The sequence below is a fragment of the Treponema primitia ZAS-2 genome, from assembly GCF_000214375.1.
In the GTDB taxonomy this organism is placed as follows: domain Bacteria; phylum Spirochaetota; class Spirochaetia; order Treponematales; family Breznakiellaceae; genus Termitinema; species Termitinema primitia.
This window is the reverse complement of sequence record NC_015578.1, coordinates 474,021-488,484: the sequence shown is the minus strand read 5'-3', so window position 1 is coordinate 488,484 and position 14,464 is coordinate 474,021. Positions and strand designations below refer to the sequence as shown.

General features: G+C 36.5%; 17 protein-coding genes and 2 pseudogenes. 18 read left to right on the top strand and 1 reads right to left on the bottom strand.

Annotated features, from left to right (window positions below):
• The first annotated feature begins 33 nt into the window (after positions 1–33).
• Together TREPR_RS02145 and TREPR_RS02140 are read left to right on the top strand one after the other, a co-directional pair.
• Positions 34–786 carry a hypothetical protein gene (locus TREPR_RS02145; RefSeq protein ID WP_015706638.1) on the top strand — a complete coding sequence of 251 codons (753 nt, stop codon included), beginning with the start codon at positions 34–36 and terminating at the stop codon, positions 784–786.
• 202 nt (positions 787–988) lie between these two features.
• Positions 989–1,540, top strand: coding sequence for a cysteine hydrolase family protein (locus tag TREPR_RS02140; RefSeq protein WP_015706637.1), 552 nt, complete (start codon positions 989–991; stop codon positions 1,538–1,540).
• 11 nt (positions 1,541–1,551) lie between these two features.
• Here TREPR_RS02140 and TREPR_RS18790 read toward each other — a convergent pair.
• Positions 1,552–1,905, bottom strand: a pseudogene (locus TREPR_RS18790) (MerR family DNA-binding transcriptional regulator); the annotation flags it as partial.
• A gap of 104 nt (positions 1,906–2,009) precedes the next feature.
• Between TREPR_RS18790 and TREPR_RS02130 the strand changes: the two are divergent.
• From TREPR_RS02130 to TREPR_RS18770, 16 genes and pseudogenes are all read left to right on the top strand, one after another.
• Positions 2,010–2,399: a carboxymuconolactone decarboxylase family protein gene (locus tag TREPR_RS02130; protein WP_015706636.1), complete on the top strand. Its 390-nt coding sequence runs from the start codon at positions 2,010–2,012 to the stop codon at positions 2,397–2,399.
• A 62-nt stretch (positions 2,400–2,461) separates the two neighbouring features.
• A complete protein-coding gene (locus tag TREPR_RS02125) occupies positions 2,462–2,797 on the top strand; it encodes an NHL repeat-containing protein (RefSeq protein ID WP_015706635.1) in 336 nt (111 codons plus the stop codon).
• 335 nt (positions 2,798–3,132) lie between these two features.
• On the top strand, positions 3,133–3,999 hold the full coding sequence (locus TREPR_RS02120; RefSeq protein WP_015706634.1) for a hypothetical protein: 867 nt from the start codon (positions 3,133–3,135) through the stop codon (positions 3,997–3,999).
• 250 nt (positions 4,000–4,249) lie between these two features.
• Entirely contained in the window at positions 4,250–4,456 is a 207-nt protein-coding gene (locus TREPR_RS18345) for a DUF2191 domain-containing protein (protein WP_148257218.1), read from the top strand.
• 55 nt (positions 4,457–4,511) lie between these two features.
• Complete coding sequence (locus tag TREPR_RS02115) at positions 4,512–4,910, top strand: PIN domain-containing protein (protein WP_015706633.1); 399 nt, start codon at positions 4,512–4,514, stop codon at positions 4,908–4,910.
• A 216-nt stretch (positions 4,911–5,126) separates the two neighbouring features.
• The gene (locus tag TREPR_RS19170; protein ID WP_342610061.1) at positions 5,127–5,279 is read left to right on the top strand and encodes a BrnT family toxin; all 153 of its coding nucleotides are present in this window, start codon (positions 5,127–5,129) and stop codon (positions 5,277–5,279) included.
• A 126-nt stretch (positions 5,280–5,405) separates the two neighbouring features.
• Positions 5,406–5,615, top strand: a complete 210-nt coding sequence (locus TREPR_RS02105; RefSeq protein ID WP_015706632.1) for a CopG family antitoxin — start codon at positions 5,406–5,408, stop codon at positions 5,613–5,615.
• A gap of 124 nt (positions 5,616–5,739) precedes the next feature.
• Positions 5,740–6,270, top strand: a complete 531-nt coding sequence (locus TREPR_RS02100) for a J domain-containing protein (protein ID WP_015706631.1) — start codon at positions 5,740–5,742, stop codon at positions 6,268–6,270.
• 92 nt (positions 6,271–6,362) lie between these two features.
• The gene (locus TREPR_RS02095; RefSeq protein ID WP_015706630.1) at positions 6,363–6,938 is read left to right on the top strand and encodes a hypothetical protein; all 576 of its coding nucleotides are present in this window, start codon (positions 6,363–6,365) and stop codon (positions 6,936–6,938) included.
• A gap of 250 nt (positions 6,939–7,188) precedes the next feature.
• A pseudogene (locus tag TREPR_RS02090) lies at positions 7,189–8,370 on the top strand (IS256 family transposase).
• 219 nt (positions 8,371–8,589) lie between these two features.
• Positions 8,590–9,216 (top strand): S24 family peptidase, encoded by a 627-nt coding sequence (locus tag TREPR_RS02080; protein ID WP_015706628.1) that lies wholly within the window; start codon positions 8,590–8,592, stop codon positions 9,214–9,216.
• Positions 9,217–9,276: 60 nt separating this feature from the next.
• A complete protein-coding gene (locus TREPR_RS02075; protein ID WP_015706627.1) occupies positions 9,277–11,295 on the top strand; it encodes a type I restriction-modification system subunit M in 2,019 nt (672 codons plus the stop codon).
• Positions 11,292–12,704 carry a restriction endonuclease subunit S gene (locus TREPR_RS02070; protein WP_015706626.1) on the top strand — a complete coding sequence of 471 codons (1,413 nt, stop codon included), beginning with the start codon at positions 11,292–11,294 and terminating at the stop codon, positions 12,702–12,704. The genes TREPR_RS02075 and TREPR_RS02070 overlap by 4 nt, the downstream gene beginning before the upstream one ends.
• 128 nt (positions 12,705–12,832) lie before the next feature.
• Entirely contained in the window at positions 12,833–13,438 is a 606-nt protein-coding gene (locus tag TREPR_RS18780) for an ATP-binding protein (protein ID WP_201765757.1), read from the top strand.
• A 9-nt stretch (positions 13,439–13,447) separates the two neighbouring features.
• The gene (locus TREPR_RS18775; protein WP_201765756.1) at positions 13,448–13,795 is read left to right on the top strand and encodes an ATP-binding protein; all 348 of its coding nucleotides are present in this window, start codon (positions 13,448–13,450) and stop codon (positions 13,793–13,795) included.
• Between the two features lies 1 nt (position 13,796).
• Positions 13,797–14,330: a hypothetical protein gene (locus TREPR_RS18770; protein WP_201765755.1), complete on the top strand. Its 534-nt coding sequence runs from the start codon at positions 13,797–13,799 to the stop codon at positions 14,328–14,330.
• The last annotated feature ends 134 nt before the right edge of the window (positions 14,331–14,464 follow it).

Below are 14,464 nucleotides of genomic sequence, written 5' to 3'. Positions count from 1 at the left end.
AAAAATTTTCAAAAATAATGTATAAGGGTAATAATGAGCTTAATTAAGATTATAAGATTATTATCACTCATTATTATTTTGCTTTCATGCAGTAATAGAAATAATGGCGCTAATATTAATCCAGAAAATATAGTAGAAAATAATTATTTTCATACATTTTCTCAACAAAATATACATAAAGTTGAAATGATGCATCCGTTAGAATATTATAAAAATGAAATAATTAAATACGAAGATAATTATTATGGATTTGATGATATTTCAATGAAAATAACCGACCTTATGAATATATCTTCAATTATACAAATAGACAATGTAATTCCAGGTTTATTAACATTCTTGGTGAGCTGGTTTAATCCTAAAGGATACATATATTATTTGTATTCCTTTGATAAACAACAAGAAATCACAAAACATTATTATTGCGGACAATTTGTTCCATTTGAAAACCATAAAATATTAATGGAAAAACTGGATGGAGAAATATTGGAATATGGAGATGTTTCAGTAGGTGATTTTAATAAAGATGGAGTTAATGAAATTCTATTGTATTCACAATATCAGCATATAGGCTATGTATTTTGTGTTTATGGTTTTAATATTGAAGAAAATAAATTGGAAGAATTGTGTTTAGTACCTGTATTCATCAATTTCGAGAATCCGTTTTCGTCAGTAGAATATATTGAGAATGGCTTCAAAATTCTTGAGATAATTGATGAAGAGTATATGGATTTGGCATGGAATAATTATATATGGGATAAAAATATTGGAAAATATATAAAATAATGTAGTACGCCCGTACTTCGCATAACAGGACTATATATGCTGCGCCCGCAGTAGCGGGCTTGGCCGTATACAACCGGAACGTTATGCGCAATTAATTTCTAAATATCTCGGATATTATCGGACGGCAGCATCCATATCGCCGTAAAGCAATGTATTGACTAAAAAATACTTTTTTGATATAATGAAATATAGGAGAAATTATATGAGCTTTGCATTGATTTTAGTTGATATTCAAAATGACTATTTCCCAGGTGGGAGTAATACATTATATAAAACGGAAGAAGCCGCAAAAAATGCAAGTATGGCACTTGAAATTTTTCGACAAAAGAAACTTCCTATATTTCATATTCAGCATATTAGTTTACAGACAGGAGCAACATTCTTTTTACCAAATACGATTGGAAATGAAATAAATAAAACTGTTAAACCCAATGAAGATGAAACAGTATTGGTTAAACATAAACCAAATAGTTTTTTTGAAACCGGTTTGCATGAATGTATTTCAAAAACTGGTATTAAGAAATTAATAATATGCGGAATGATGACTCATATGTGTATAGATACAACTGTTCGGGCTGCAAAAGACTATTCTTATGAAACGATAGTTTTAAGTGACGCATGTACAACAAAAGATTTAATATGGGATAATAAAAACATTCCGGCAGAAACTGTTCATAATGTATATATGGCTGGATTGCAAGGAACATTTGCAAAAATAATAAAAACAAATGAATTAAAAAAAATATTGGAATAAAATAAATATTATATTCTATTAATCTTTGTTTTATAAAATTCAATTTTAGTATCTAAGTTGTTAAGATATTCTTGTAATTGTTCAATTTCATTTTTAAGAACGGCCCTATGTTTTATTAAAATTTCCATACGTTCAGGCATTGTTGGATCGCCTGAAGCCCTTAATTCAGCGTATTTTTGAATTTCTTTAATAGGCATTTTTGTATCTTTTAAACGTTTTATAAATTGTATCCAGGTAAGGTCATTTTCGGAATAACACCGTTGCCCATTGGACTTAGGTTAGGCAGAATCAAATTTTCCTGTTCGTAATAGCGTAATGTATGTATGCCTACACTAGTAAGCCGTGAAAATTCCCCAATCGAATATTCCATAAAAACTCCTTAAAAATTAGATTTCTTTCAAAAACGCTTGACCTAGAGTCCACTCTAACTAGTACCTTCTAAATATAATCTATTTGAGGAGGTTTTCCAATGGAAAATACACGCTATCAGAGAGGGACAGACAGGTTGAACGAGGTGGACGGCAATACGGGGCAAAATGTTATTGACTCATTGGAAACAATAGCACCGGATTTGGGTACATACATCATTGAATTTGCCTTTGGAGACATTTATTGCCGGGAAGGGCTTTCTTTGCAGGAAAGAGAGCTTATAACCATTACCAGTTTATTGACGGCGGGAGGTTGCGAACCGCAATTAGCGGTTCACATTAACGGAGCATTAAATGTTGGTATTTCTCCTAAAAAAGTGATTGAAGCTTTTATCCAATGCATACCCTATACCGGTTTCCCAAAAGTGCTTAATGCCGTAAATATTGCAAAGAAAGTATTTACTGAGAGAGAAACCAAGGAGGGTAAATAGCATGTTAAAATTAGTACCCAATTCACAAAATATTATTTACCGTATTGCGAGTGGCGAATGGCATGAAGACCCCTGTTGGAGTGGCTGAGGATTTAGACGGCAATCTGTATGTCACGAATTACGGCGGTAGCATTATCAAAGTATTTCCTGACGGAACGACTAGACCTTTTTCCAATGATTTTGGAAGGCCGGGGGTTGGTATTGACATTAGTTTGCAGAATGAAATTTTTGCCGTTGATAATGGGGATGGATGTGTGCGTATAATTTCACAAGATGGTTCAACAAATATTGTAGTTGACGGCATAAGTGGTTGTGTTGCGTTATTAATACATGGGAACACCTTATATGTAGGTAGTTGGGGAACCGGAGCCGTATATGAGTATAGAATAATATTATAATAGTAAAATTATTTTGTATAAATAATATAAGCATTTGTCCCACGCCTCCCGCCATGGATGGCGGGAGGCAGTTTGCTGGTGGGGGCCTTAAAAAACATCGTTTAACAGGACTGTATATGCTTCGCCGCCAGTAGGCGGCTCGATCTCCGAAAAAATGCAGTCGGCCTACGGCCTTTGTGTTTTTTTCCGTCACATTTTTTTGCCCTGAAAACCTACGGTTTTCTTTATCGGGCAACAAAAAACTTTCGTATACAGCCCGGAACGTTAAGTGCCATTGCCATTTGACATTTTTTACATAATAAAGTACGATATTTTATGAATATAGGAGGCATAAAATGGCAATAAAATATGTTAAACCGACGACAATAAATCTTAAAAATCATCAAAATTATAATGAAAAATGGGTTCAAGACATAATCGCAGACGATCCAAGCATTTTGGGTTTAGGAAATTTAACCTTAAAAGACAGGGAAAGAATGCAGCCACACGCAGGTAGATTGGACCTTTTATTACTAGATGAAGAAGAAGAAACAAGGTATGAGGTTGAAATACAATTAGGAAGAACAGATGAAAGTCATATTATACGAACAATAGAATATTACGATATTGAGCATAAAAGATATCCACAGTATGAACATTGTGCAGTTATTATTGCGGAAGATATTACGAGTCGCTTTCTAAATGTAATAAGCCTTTTTAATGGGGCTATACCATTGATCGCAATACAAATGAAAGCAATAGAATATGGTGATAATGTATCACTTTTATTTACAACGGTTCTAAATCAGATGCCGTTGGGTTTTGATGATGAGGAAGAAGATACGTCAGAAGTAACCGATAGAAATTTCTGGGAACAAAAACGAGGCACAAAAGAAACTGTTTCAATGGTAGATAAAATATTGGAATTGTTGAAGACAATTTCTGCTGATTTTGAATTAAAATATACAAAAAATTATATTGGCATTGCTGAAAATAATCACGTTAATAATTTTGTCAGGCTTATTCCGCAAAGGAATGGTATGAAATTTGAACCAAAGATAATAAAGACAGAAGATTTAGATAAAAAAATAGAAAACTCTGGCCTTGATTTAATTGATTATAACAACAGAAGAAATCGGTATAGAATTAGGCTGAATAAAAAGGATATAGAAAATAACACGGAATTAATATTAGAATTATTAAAATCAGCATACGGAAAATAAAACAAATTGCTACGTCGTATAGCAGGTCTGTATACGCTTCGGGGCTAAAGCCCCTCGGAGTTCCGTTGCCCAGGTCACTTCGTTCCCACGGCTCACTGCATCTAAAGTTTTTATGGCATCATAAAAATTTTCGCATACAGCCAGAACGTTATGTGCCATTGCCCTAAAATTTGTTGGGAAATCAAGAAAAATTTAAAAAATCGCATAAAATCTCTTGACGTATACGATATACTATCGTATACTATATCATATGAAAGTAACAGCAATTATTGAAGACGCATTGGTAAATGACGTAAAGGAATTTACCCACAGTTCAACCGTTACTGAAGCAATAACCATTGCTTTGCGGGATTGGATAGATATTTATAATATCAAAGAACTCAATAAAGAAATATCCAAAAAACCTATAATCATCGAACATGGGAACAAAATTCGAGAGGCAAACAGAAGAACATGACACTCAACCGAAGGTTCCCCTCTTGGACACTCAACCGTAGGCGGAGGTTCCCCTCTTGATAATATTGGATACATCTGTTTGGATTGAATTTCTCAAAAAACATGAACCATATTTTACAATAATAGCACCGTTATTAGAGAAAAAGGAAGTATTAGCGGTCGAATGTGTCTTCGGAGAATTATTGCAGGGAGTAAGAAAAGAAGGAGAGCAAAATACCATTTTAGGATATTGGAGACATTTACCAAAAATTGAATATCACGAAATAGTAATAGAGGCAGGAATATATTCCAATAAAAACAAATTAATAGACAAAGGCGTTGGTTTAATAGACGCAATAATATTACTGCATGGAATAAAAAATCAATCAAAAATATGGACACTTGATGGTAATTTTTTTAAAGTAATACCGAAAGAATTAATATATGCTGGTAAAAGTGCGGACAACAGCGCATAACAAAGCTATATACGCTTTTCTTCCTTACGGAAGACCGGGCTTCGCTCCTCGTAAACTTTCCACGTTAAACAAAATAAAAAACCTGAAATTTAGGAGTCGCCCTGCATCCGTGCAGGACGAAGAAAGAACAAACACACCTGTATACAAAAGTATACAACAATCAGAAATTTATATACCCCCTTGACAATATAATGATACTATAATTATATTGTATTTATGGATATAACTTGGGATCCAAAAAAAGAAAAACTAAACATTTCAAAGCATAAAATCACATTTGAAGCGGCAAAAACCGTATTTTACGATCCCAATGCCAGGATAATATATGATCCAGACCATTCCATTAAGGAAGACAGGTTTATCATTTAGACCTAAGTCAAAAATTAAATTTACTGGTTGTGTGTCATTGCCATAAAGAAAATGACAGCATAATACGGATTATATCCGCAAGAAAGGCAACACCGCCAGAAATAAAACAATATGGAGGATAAATTTATGAGAAAAGAATATGATTTTTCAAAGGCTAAACCAAATCCTTATATAAAAAAATTAAGAAAACAAATTTCCATACGGCTTGATGTTGATACAATAGCATATTTCAAAAAACAGGCCGAAGAAACAGGAATCACATACCAAAATTTGATAAACCTATATTTAAGCGATTGTGCCGTTCATGCCAAAAAAATGAATATTGCATGGAAATAGTACAAATAATTTTATTGTAAGAATATAATTATACAATATAATGCGCTTTACAATCCAGCCCCATTGTAACACAATACTATCGAACCAGGGAGTAACGTAATGCGTATAATTGATATAGTGAATTATGAGCAATTCATTTTCCGATAGAATCAAGAATTTCATTTTATTCTCTAAAGCCACAAATGATAATGAAAAAATTAAGAAAAAATATTTTGAATTGGTTAAAATATTTCATCCTGATCTGAATAATGAAATAGATAAAGAAATATCAAATGAAAATATGATCGTACTAAATTATGTATATGAACAGTTGATAAAGAATAAAGTTAACGGGAAATATTGTTTAACAAATGAATATGGAATTAAAGAATACATTTCAGATAAAGCATTATATATTTACAAATTGGGTTTTATTGAATTTCGTAAAGCAATAACAATAATGTTAGAAAATCCGGGAAATAAGGAGGGAACGAGCTATGAAATAATAGGACATTTATATAAATCATATAAGTATTTCAAGGAAGTAATAAAACTGGATAAAAATGGAAATTGGGGAAGAGCGTCAATAGTACAGTTGCATCATGCATATTCCATGAATGAACATATCACAAGAGGATTAACGGGGAGTGATGAAAAAGGATTGGTTGAAATATAAAACGCGTACAGTGCCTAGCAGAATGATATATGCACCCCTCGGATTGACAAAAGTGTAAAAATAATTTAAAATATTATTTAGGGAGGGTTGAAATGGAAAATGGTATTTTTGAAGAATTAATGACAAAGAAATTAAGGCATAATGTAAATAAAACGAAGATAAAATTATGCATTAATAATGACATGGAATTATATAACCACTTTACAATATCTATCAATGAAGATAAAAGCATTTCTAATAATGGTAATGGGAAAATTAATAATGAGATAATTGATTATTTAATAATTGAAACCGGAAATGTTCCACTAAAAAATAGTTTAATAATAGCAATGGAGACGTTTAAAAAAATAAATGAAACAATAGAATTTATTGAAAAATTAATAAAAGAAAACATTAAAGAAAAATTGTATATCATTAATAAACGGATTAGAAATATAAACAGGAATTCTTTTATTTTAATACTCATAGGAATGGTTTTAATAGGCATTACACAAATATTTCAAATTATGGAAAGAAGATACTCTCTTAATGAATTTGTAATAGTAATGAGTTGGGTGTTTATGTGGAAAGCTGTAGAATTAATATTTTTTGAAAGAGTAAAATTAATGAAAGAAAAAGCAATATTATTAAAGATATTTTATTCGGAAATAATAATAGATAATAAATAAAATTTGTATACAAAATGAATATACATTGAATTGTAAAGATGAGATACTGTATAATAAAGCTATGAATGTAGCAAAAAGTGAAATTACGAAAGAAGAATTGGTAAAATTTTACGAAAAATACTCAACGAAAAAATAGTAAAAAATACGATATGTTGATAAGGTACAATAAGTTTCGCAAAATAAAGACAGGTTTGCAGCCAAATGATAAAATGAGTTACCACAACTTATTTGTCAAAGGAGCATACAAACCATGTCTAAGAAGATTATACAGTTCAATGAGGGAGTTATCAAGGACGAGCTAAAGGAATTGGTGAGAAGCAGCGTTGAGGAAACGTTGAATGGACTTTTGGACCAGGAAGCCGCCCAGTTAACCGGTGCTGCCAAATATGAGCGGACGGAAGGCCGGAAAGGGTACCGGAGCGGAAGCTATAAAAGGAAACTGGGAACGACCTCCGGTGAAGTTGAGCTTACGGTACCCAAACTGAAAGGGGTACCTTTTGAGACGGCAATCATAGAACGGTACCGGAGACGGGAAAGCAGCGTGGAGGAAGCGCTGATGGAAATGTATCTGGCCGGGGTGTCGGTTAGGCGGGTGGAAGATATAACTGAGGCGTTATGGGGAAGCAAGGTATCACCGGCTACCATCAGCGAGTTGAACAAAAAAGCCTATGGGAATATTGAGACCTGGCGGAATCGGCCATTGAATGAAAGCCAATACCCGTATGTGTATGTGGATGGTATTTATTTAAAGCGGAATTGGGGCGGCAGTTATGAAAATGTCAGCGTACTTGTGGCAACAGCGGTAAATGAAGAAGGGTACCGGGAGGTTTTAGGGGCAGCGGAAGGGATGAAGGAAGACAAAGCAAGCTAGGTTTCATTTTTCCAATGGCTGAGATCCCGTGGACTTAAGGGAGTTAAGCTCATCATTGGGGACAAATGCCTTGGAATGCTGGAAGCGGTCGGAGAGACGTTTCCCGAAGCAAAATACCAGCGTTGTACGATTCATTTTTACCGGAATGTATTTTCGACAGTACCCCGCACAAAGATAGCGGTGGTTGCCAAGATGCTGAAAGCAATCCATGCCCAAGAGAGCCGTGAGGCTGCCCGGGAGAAGGCCCGCCAAGTGGCAACTGCTCTGCGGGAGATGAAATTAAAGGAGGCGGCAAAGACGGTAGAGGACAGTATTGAAGAGACGCTCGCGTACACGGATTTTCCGTATGAGCATTGGACGCGAATCCGCACGAATAATATGATTGAACGGGTAAACCGTGAAATCAGGCGGCGGACGAGGGTGGTCGGCTGTTTTCCTGACGGTAATTCAGCATTAATGCTGGTATGCGCGCGGCTGCGGCATGTGGCTGGTGGCCAGTGGGGGGACAAGAAATACATGAGCATGAAACATCTGGAAACGGCTGTTTCAGTAACGGCTTAATTTTATTTATATGACTGCAAATCAATTTTGCGAAACTTTCTTGACACTACCCAAAGCCGCTATGATTTACAAAGTCAAAACCAGTAGATTTAAAAAGCAGGATAGGGGCTATGGGAAATCCTCAAGGCTTGTAAAATCCCTTCCCAGCCCCTTTACAAACATTTTCAAGTATACTAAACTCTACTTTATAAATTCTAAAGCAAGAGACGGCGGCTGTTAATGGATAACGAAGGGAAACGGTACGATTTTATCCGGGGAAAAGTAGGACTTTCCAAAAAAGACTTTGCCAAAAGCCTGGGGCTTTCAATGTCGATGGGTTCTCAAATTTCCTCCGGCCTTCTCAAACCTTCCCGCAGCCTCCTTGACCGCCTCGCCGAAGTTTACAACGTCAATCTGCACTGGTTTCTTACCGGAAACGGCCCCTCCGGCCTCGACCCGGACACTGTAGAGATAGAACTACTGGATCAAGAAGCCGCCGCCGGGCACGGAAGGGCGGTAGAGGAATACCCCCAAAAGCGGGTTTTCCAGATACCCCGCAACCTCATAGGCTCCCACCCCCCGGATCTCCTTATGGCAGTCTATGTGGCCGGGGACAGTATGATAGAAGCCCACATCTGCGATGGGGACATAGCCATTTTCTACCCCGGCATCACCGAGGGGAACGGTATTTTTGTAGTCTCCATAGGGAATTCTCTGGTGGTAAAGCGGGTAGACCGGGATATTGCAAGCCAAACCATAGTATTATACAGCGCAAACCCCACCTACGAACCCCGCCGCTTCACTGGCGAGGAGTTAGCCGGCATCAGTATAGCCGGGCGGGTAGTGGCGTGCTATCATAAGGTGTAGGCTACCCTGTTAGGGTAATATTGACCCGGCCAGCCAGCAACAGAGAGGGGAAGAAGTATTATGGCATTGGATATAATCTCTACGATATTGAAGAATTCAAACTATAAACTTACCCAATTTGATTCAGATAAAATCAAAGCCCTGGAAAAACGCATCATTGAAAAAAATACCAAATATTTTGTTACCTGCTTAATCCGCAAGAAAGAAATCCGTCTAACGCCCGAAGAAATAGTCCGCCAGCTTTACCTTGATAAACTCATTACCGAATATGGCTATGATCAGGAACAGTTTGATGTACAAAGTGAAGTTACCATGGGTTCCAGCGGCAAGCGGGCTGATATTGTAATATACGAAAAGGAACGCCCTTCCCAGGCATACATAATCGTTGAGCTTAAAAGTCCCGCCAACCCTACCGCAAAGGAAGGCAAGAAGCAGCTAGAATCGTATTGCAAATTTTCAGGCGCTTCTATTGGCGTATGGACAGACGGCCACGAAGCGGAATACTATTTCAAACAGGAAAACCCTAAAACAAAGACAACCTATCTTGAAAAATTGTCCTACCTCCCCAGGGCAGACCAGACCCTTTCCGAAGTCCTGAATGTCCGCTACACCATAAAACAGTTAATGCAGAATGACAAACTCAAAGACCGCACACTAAAAGATATAATCCTTGAATTTGAAGATATCGTTCTTGCCAATTCCGGCGTAGACAGTTTTGAAGAAATTTTCAAATTGCTATTTACCAAATTGTATGATGAATTTTCAAGCGGCGCCGATGCTGATAATATAGAAGCCCTCATTCAGAATGATATTAATCTTGATGATATAAAAGATAAAAAATTCCGCCAGCTTGAATTCAGGAATACCGGAACCGAGACTGAAGCATTTAAGCGAATAAGCGACCTCTTTGCATCAGCGCAGAATGAATGGAACGGCATATTTGAGCCCGGCACCAAATTTAAACTGTCCCACAATCACCTAAAAACCTGCGTGTCTTATCTTCAAGATATAAAGCTCTTTAACTCAAATCTTGAGGTCGTGGACGATGCTTTTGAATATCTGGTAAACAAAGAACAGAAGGGTGAAAAGGGCCAATATTTTACCCCCCGCTATGTTATTGATATGTGCGTTAGGATGTTAAACCCCAAAGAAAACGAAACCATGATTGATACCGCCGCCGGAAGCTGCGGTTTCCCCATGCATACCACTATGTATGTTTGGGGGAAAATCAATCCTAATAAACCCAATCTTTTTACCAATTCCAGCCGCTCCAAAAAAGAGACTGATTATGTAAAGAATAAGATATTTGCCATTGATTTTGACGAGCGATCCGTCCGTATTGGACGCACCTTGAATATTATTGCCGGGGACGGCCATAGCAACGTGCTAAAACTTAATACCCTTGACTATACACGATGGGAAGAATCAACAAGAGACCGTGCATGGCTTGGAATATATAATGAAGGTTATACCCGCCTGGAAGAGCTGCGCCAAAAAGAAGGTAGCAACAAAACTTTCAGGTTTGACCTCTTAATGGCTAATCCTCCTTTTGCCGGAGATATTACCGATGATGTAATAATTTCTACTCACGACATAGCGAAGAAACCTGATGGAAAAAAAGTAAGTAAAATTGGCAGAGATATTCTGTTTATAGAACGCAACCTTGAATTTCTAAAACCCGGCGGACGCATGGCAATAGTCCTGCCTCAGGGCAGATTTAACAATTCAAGCGATAAAAACATACGGAATTTTATCGCTGAACACTGCCGAATTTTGGCGGTTGTCGGCCTTCACGGTAATGTGTTCAAGCCTCATACCGGAACCAAAACATCGGTGCTTTTTGTACAAAAATGGGATGCCAAACTTTGCCCCAAAAAAGATGATTACCCCATTTTTTTTGCCACCATGCAGGAGCCAAGCAAGGATACGTCAGGTGATAAAATCTACGAACCATTCAACGACAAACACGGACATCCGATAGTCAAACACGATTTATTCAACCATGACGGCCTGACAAAAGACGGCATAGCCGAAGCGTTTATTGAGTTTGCCAAAAAAGAGAATCTAAGTTTTTTTTGAATAGCCCTTTCGATAAGCGCAAATACAAGCGTTTGTTGGAAGGGCTGGAAGCAAGCGAGGTTTTGATTTCTAAATGTTTACAGCAAAATGATTTTAGATTGGAATCTTCATTTTGGATACAACAGAACATAGTACAATTAAAAACAATGAAAGGAATGGATATAATTGATTTTGTACAATATGGAACTTCTAAAGAATTGAATGAAGAAAAAGAGGGCTACCCAATTCTGCGTCTGAATGAATTTAATTCACGGTTTATTGATATTCCAAATAAATATTGTAAGCTTATTTCGAAAGACGAATATGAAAGTTTAAAATTGAAACAAGGTGATGTATTGATCTGTCGAACAAATGGTAACCCTAACTTAGTAGGCAGAAGCGCATTAGTTCTCGAAAATACAGAATATGCCTATGCTTCATATTTATTTAAAATACGGCCTAAAACTGAAATAATAAATTCTTCTACATTAGTTGCCTTTCTATCTTGCAAATATGGAAGGAATGAAATTGATAAATATTCAATGACGAGCAATCAGACCAATTTTAGCCCGGCAAAATTTAAAGAAATTGATATTCCTATTTTTAACAAATCGTTTAATAGTAAAATAGAGGGACTATATTTTACTGCACACAAGCATTTAGGAAAAGCTGTTTCCTTCTATCACCATGCTGAAAATCTACTGCTTGAAGCAATTGGTTTAAAAGACTTTACCCCCAATAATGCAAACGTGAATGTCAAGACATTCAAAAAGTCCTTTGGTTCTACAGGCCGCCTTGATGCGGAATATTACCAGGAAAAATATGAAGATTACGAAAAACTTGTAAAAAAATATATAAATGGTTATGAACCACTAGGCGTTGCTTGTGAAATAAAGGATAATAATTTTTCACCGGAAAATGAGATCGAATACCAGTATATTGAGCTTGCTGATATTGGTAAATCAGGCAATATAACAGGCTGTACAACCGCGCAGGGCAAAGACTTGCCCTCCCGCGCACGACGCAAAGTTAATGCCAATGATGTTATTGTATCAACTATAGAAGGCTCTTTAAGCAGTTGTGCCCTAGTGCCGCATAATTATGATGATGCTTTATGTTCAACGGGTTTTTATGTCATTAATTCATTAAAAATAAATTCTGAAACACTCCTTGTTTTAATAAAATCAGAACCTCTGCAAAATTTATTAAAACAGGGTTGCTCCGGGACAATTTTAACCGCCATAAGCAATACGGAATTTTCAAATATTCCCATTCCTTTAATTGACGCTAGTATCCAACGCCAAATTGCTGATTTAATCAACAAAAGTTTTGTCCTCCGCAAAGAAAGTGAAAATCTTTTGGAGGAAGCAAAGGCAATGGTTGAGAGGGAAATAGAAGGCTTGGACAGCAGTGAGGTTAAGAATGGCTGATAGGGTTAATGAGTATAACCCGATCTGGTATAAACTAGACTTGCTCATTTCTGTTATAAATGGTAGTGTCCTGACTGGCAGTTTTGTAAATGGATTGCCTAAAGTTGAATTGGGGGAAGGTAAATAACATGGCAACAGGCGAACAAATAAAAACCCTTATTCGTTCTCATTTTGACCGTGATGGAGAACGGTTTAAAACCACAGCCCTGCAAATTGCCGCCTATGAAGCAAAACAGGGGCACGAAATACTTGCCCGTGATATAAAACAGGCTATTGAAAAAATGCCCGTTTCCCATTTCCGCACTATCCAATCAGAAAATCCGCAAAATGAAAGTCTTTTAATGACCTTCCCTGACAATAAGCTGCAAGATTTAATAACCTCTGATGAAATCCTTGAGCGGATAGAACGCATTACCAATGAGTATTTTAACCGGAAAAAACTTCAAAAACATGGAATTTATAATCGCCGTAAAATCCTTATTGAAGGGCCGCCGGGTACTGGCAAAACACTTACCGCTTCTATTATTGCCTCTGAACTTGGCCTACCGTTATTTACCGTTCAAATGGATAAACTGGTAACTAAATTCATGGGAGAAACGAGTGTCAAACTTCGTCAAATATTCGATTCAATTGAAAACTCTTTGGGCGTTTATTTTTTTGATGAATTTGATGCCATTGGTGCCGACCGTGGAATTGATAACGAAGTAGGGGAAATGCGCCGTGTATTAAACTAATTCTTGCAGATGCTTGAACAGGATTCATCAGGAAGCCTTATTATCGCCGCAACAAACAGGCAAAATATACTTGATAAAGCACTGTTCCGCCGTTTTGATGATGTATTGCATTATTCTTTACCCTCTGCTAAAGACATTCAAAAATTATTTATTACAAAATTAACTGTCTATCAACCCGCATTTTACCCGACAAATGAAATAATAGAAAAAGCGTCAACCCTCAATCATGCTGAAATTACCCGCATTTGCACAGATGCTATTAAATCGGCAATTTTGACCGATAAACCTATCGAAGAAAAACTCTTGCTTAATCTTATCAATGAAAGGCTCTTGATATACACGGATAAGAGGGCCTAATATGCCGGTTGAAAAGAAAAATATATTCCTAAACAATACTTTGACCAAATTGCCTTATTCCGCACAGGGGAAGCGTATGGATCCGACAAGATTCCCTGAAAGGCAGCGTGAAGCCCATGCCGCTATGTTGAATAAAGGGTTGTCAAATGTATATAAGCAAAATGAAACTTTTATAAAAAGCCTTTCTAAAGATCAAATTGCCGCAATACAATATAAAAAGGGAGTAAATATAGTCTTTACCGGAAAACAAGGCTATGAATTGGTAACAAAAAGCCTGGAAGATTTAAGGCAAGGTATTAGGCTATTAAATGTTAAAGAGATCGATGGGATAATTCAGGCAACAGTTTTCGTTCCAGAGGATAAAAAGAATTTTTTTGCACAAAGAATTTTAAAGTATGCGGACGCTGTCAAAAATAATGCAGAAAAAATACCAAGCAGGCCTTTATTGGACAGTATCGAAAGTATTACCCCCGCCATTTTAAAATCATTCTGGATAGGAAAAGACGAAGGTATACCTGACACAACCCCAGTATGATGTGAAATTTGGTTATTATGCGATGAGAATAATAATGAAAGTACGGATAATGCGAAAGAAAATAATAATGACTTCAAAGCCGTTTGTTCACTTTTAAATATACCTTGCAATGATAATTTCATTCACTTTAAAGA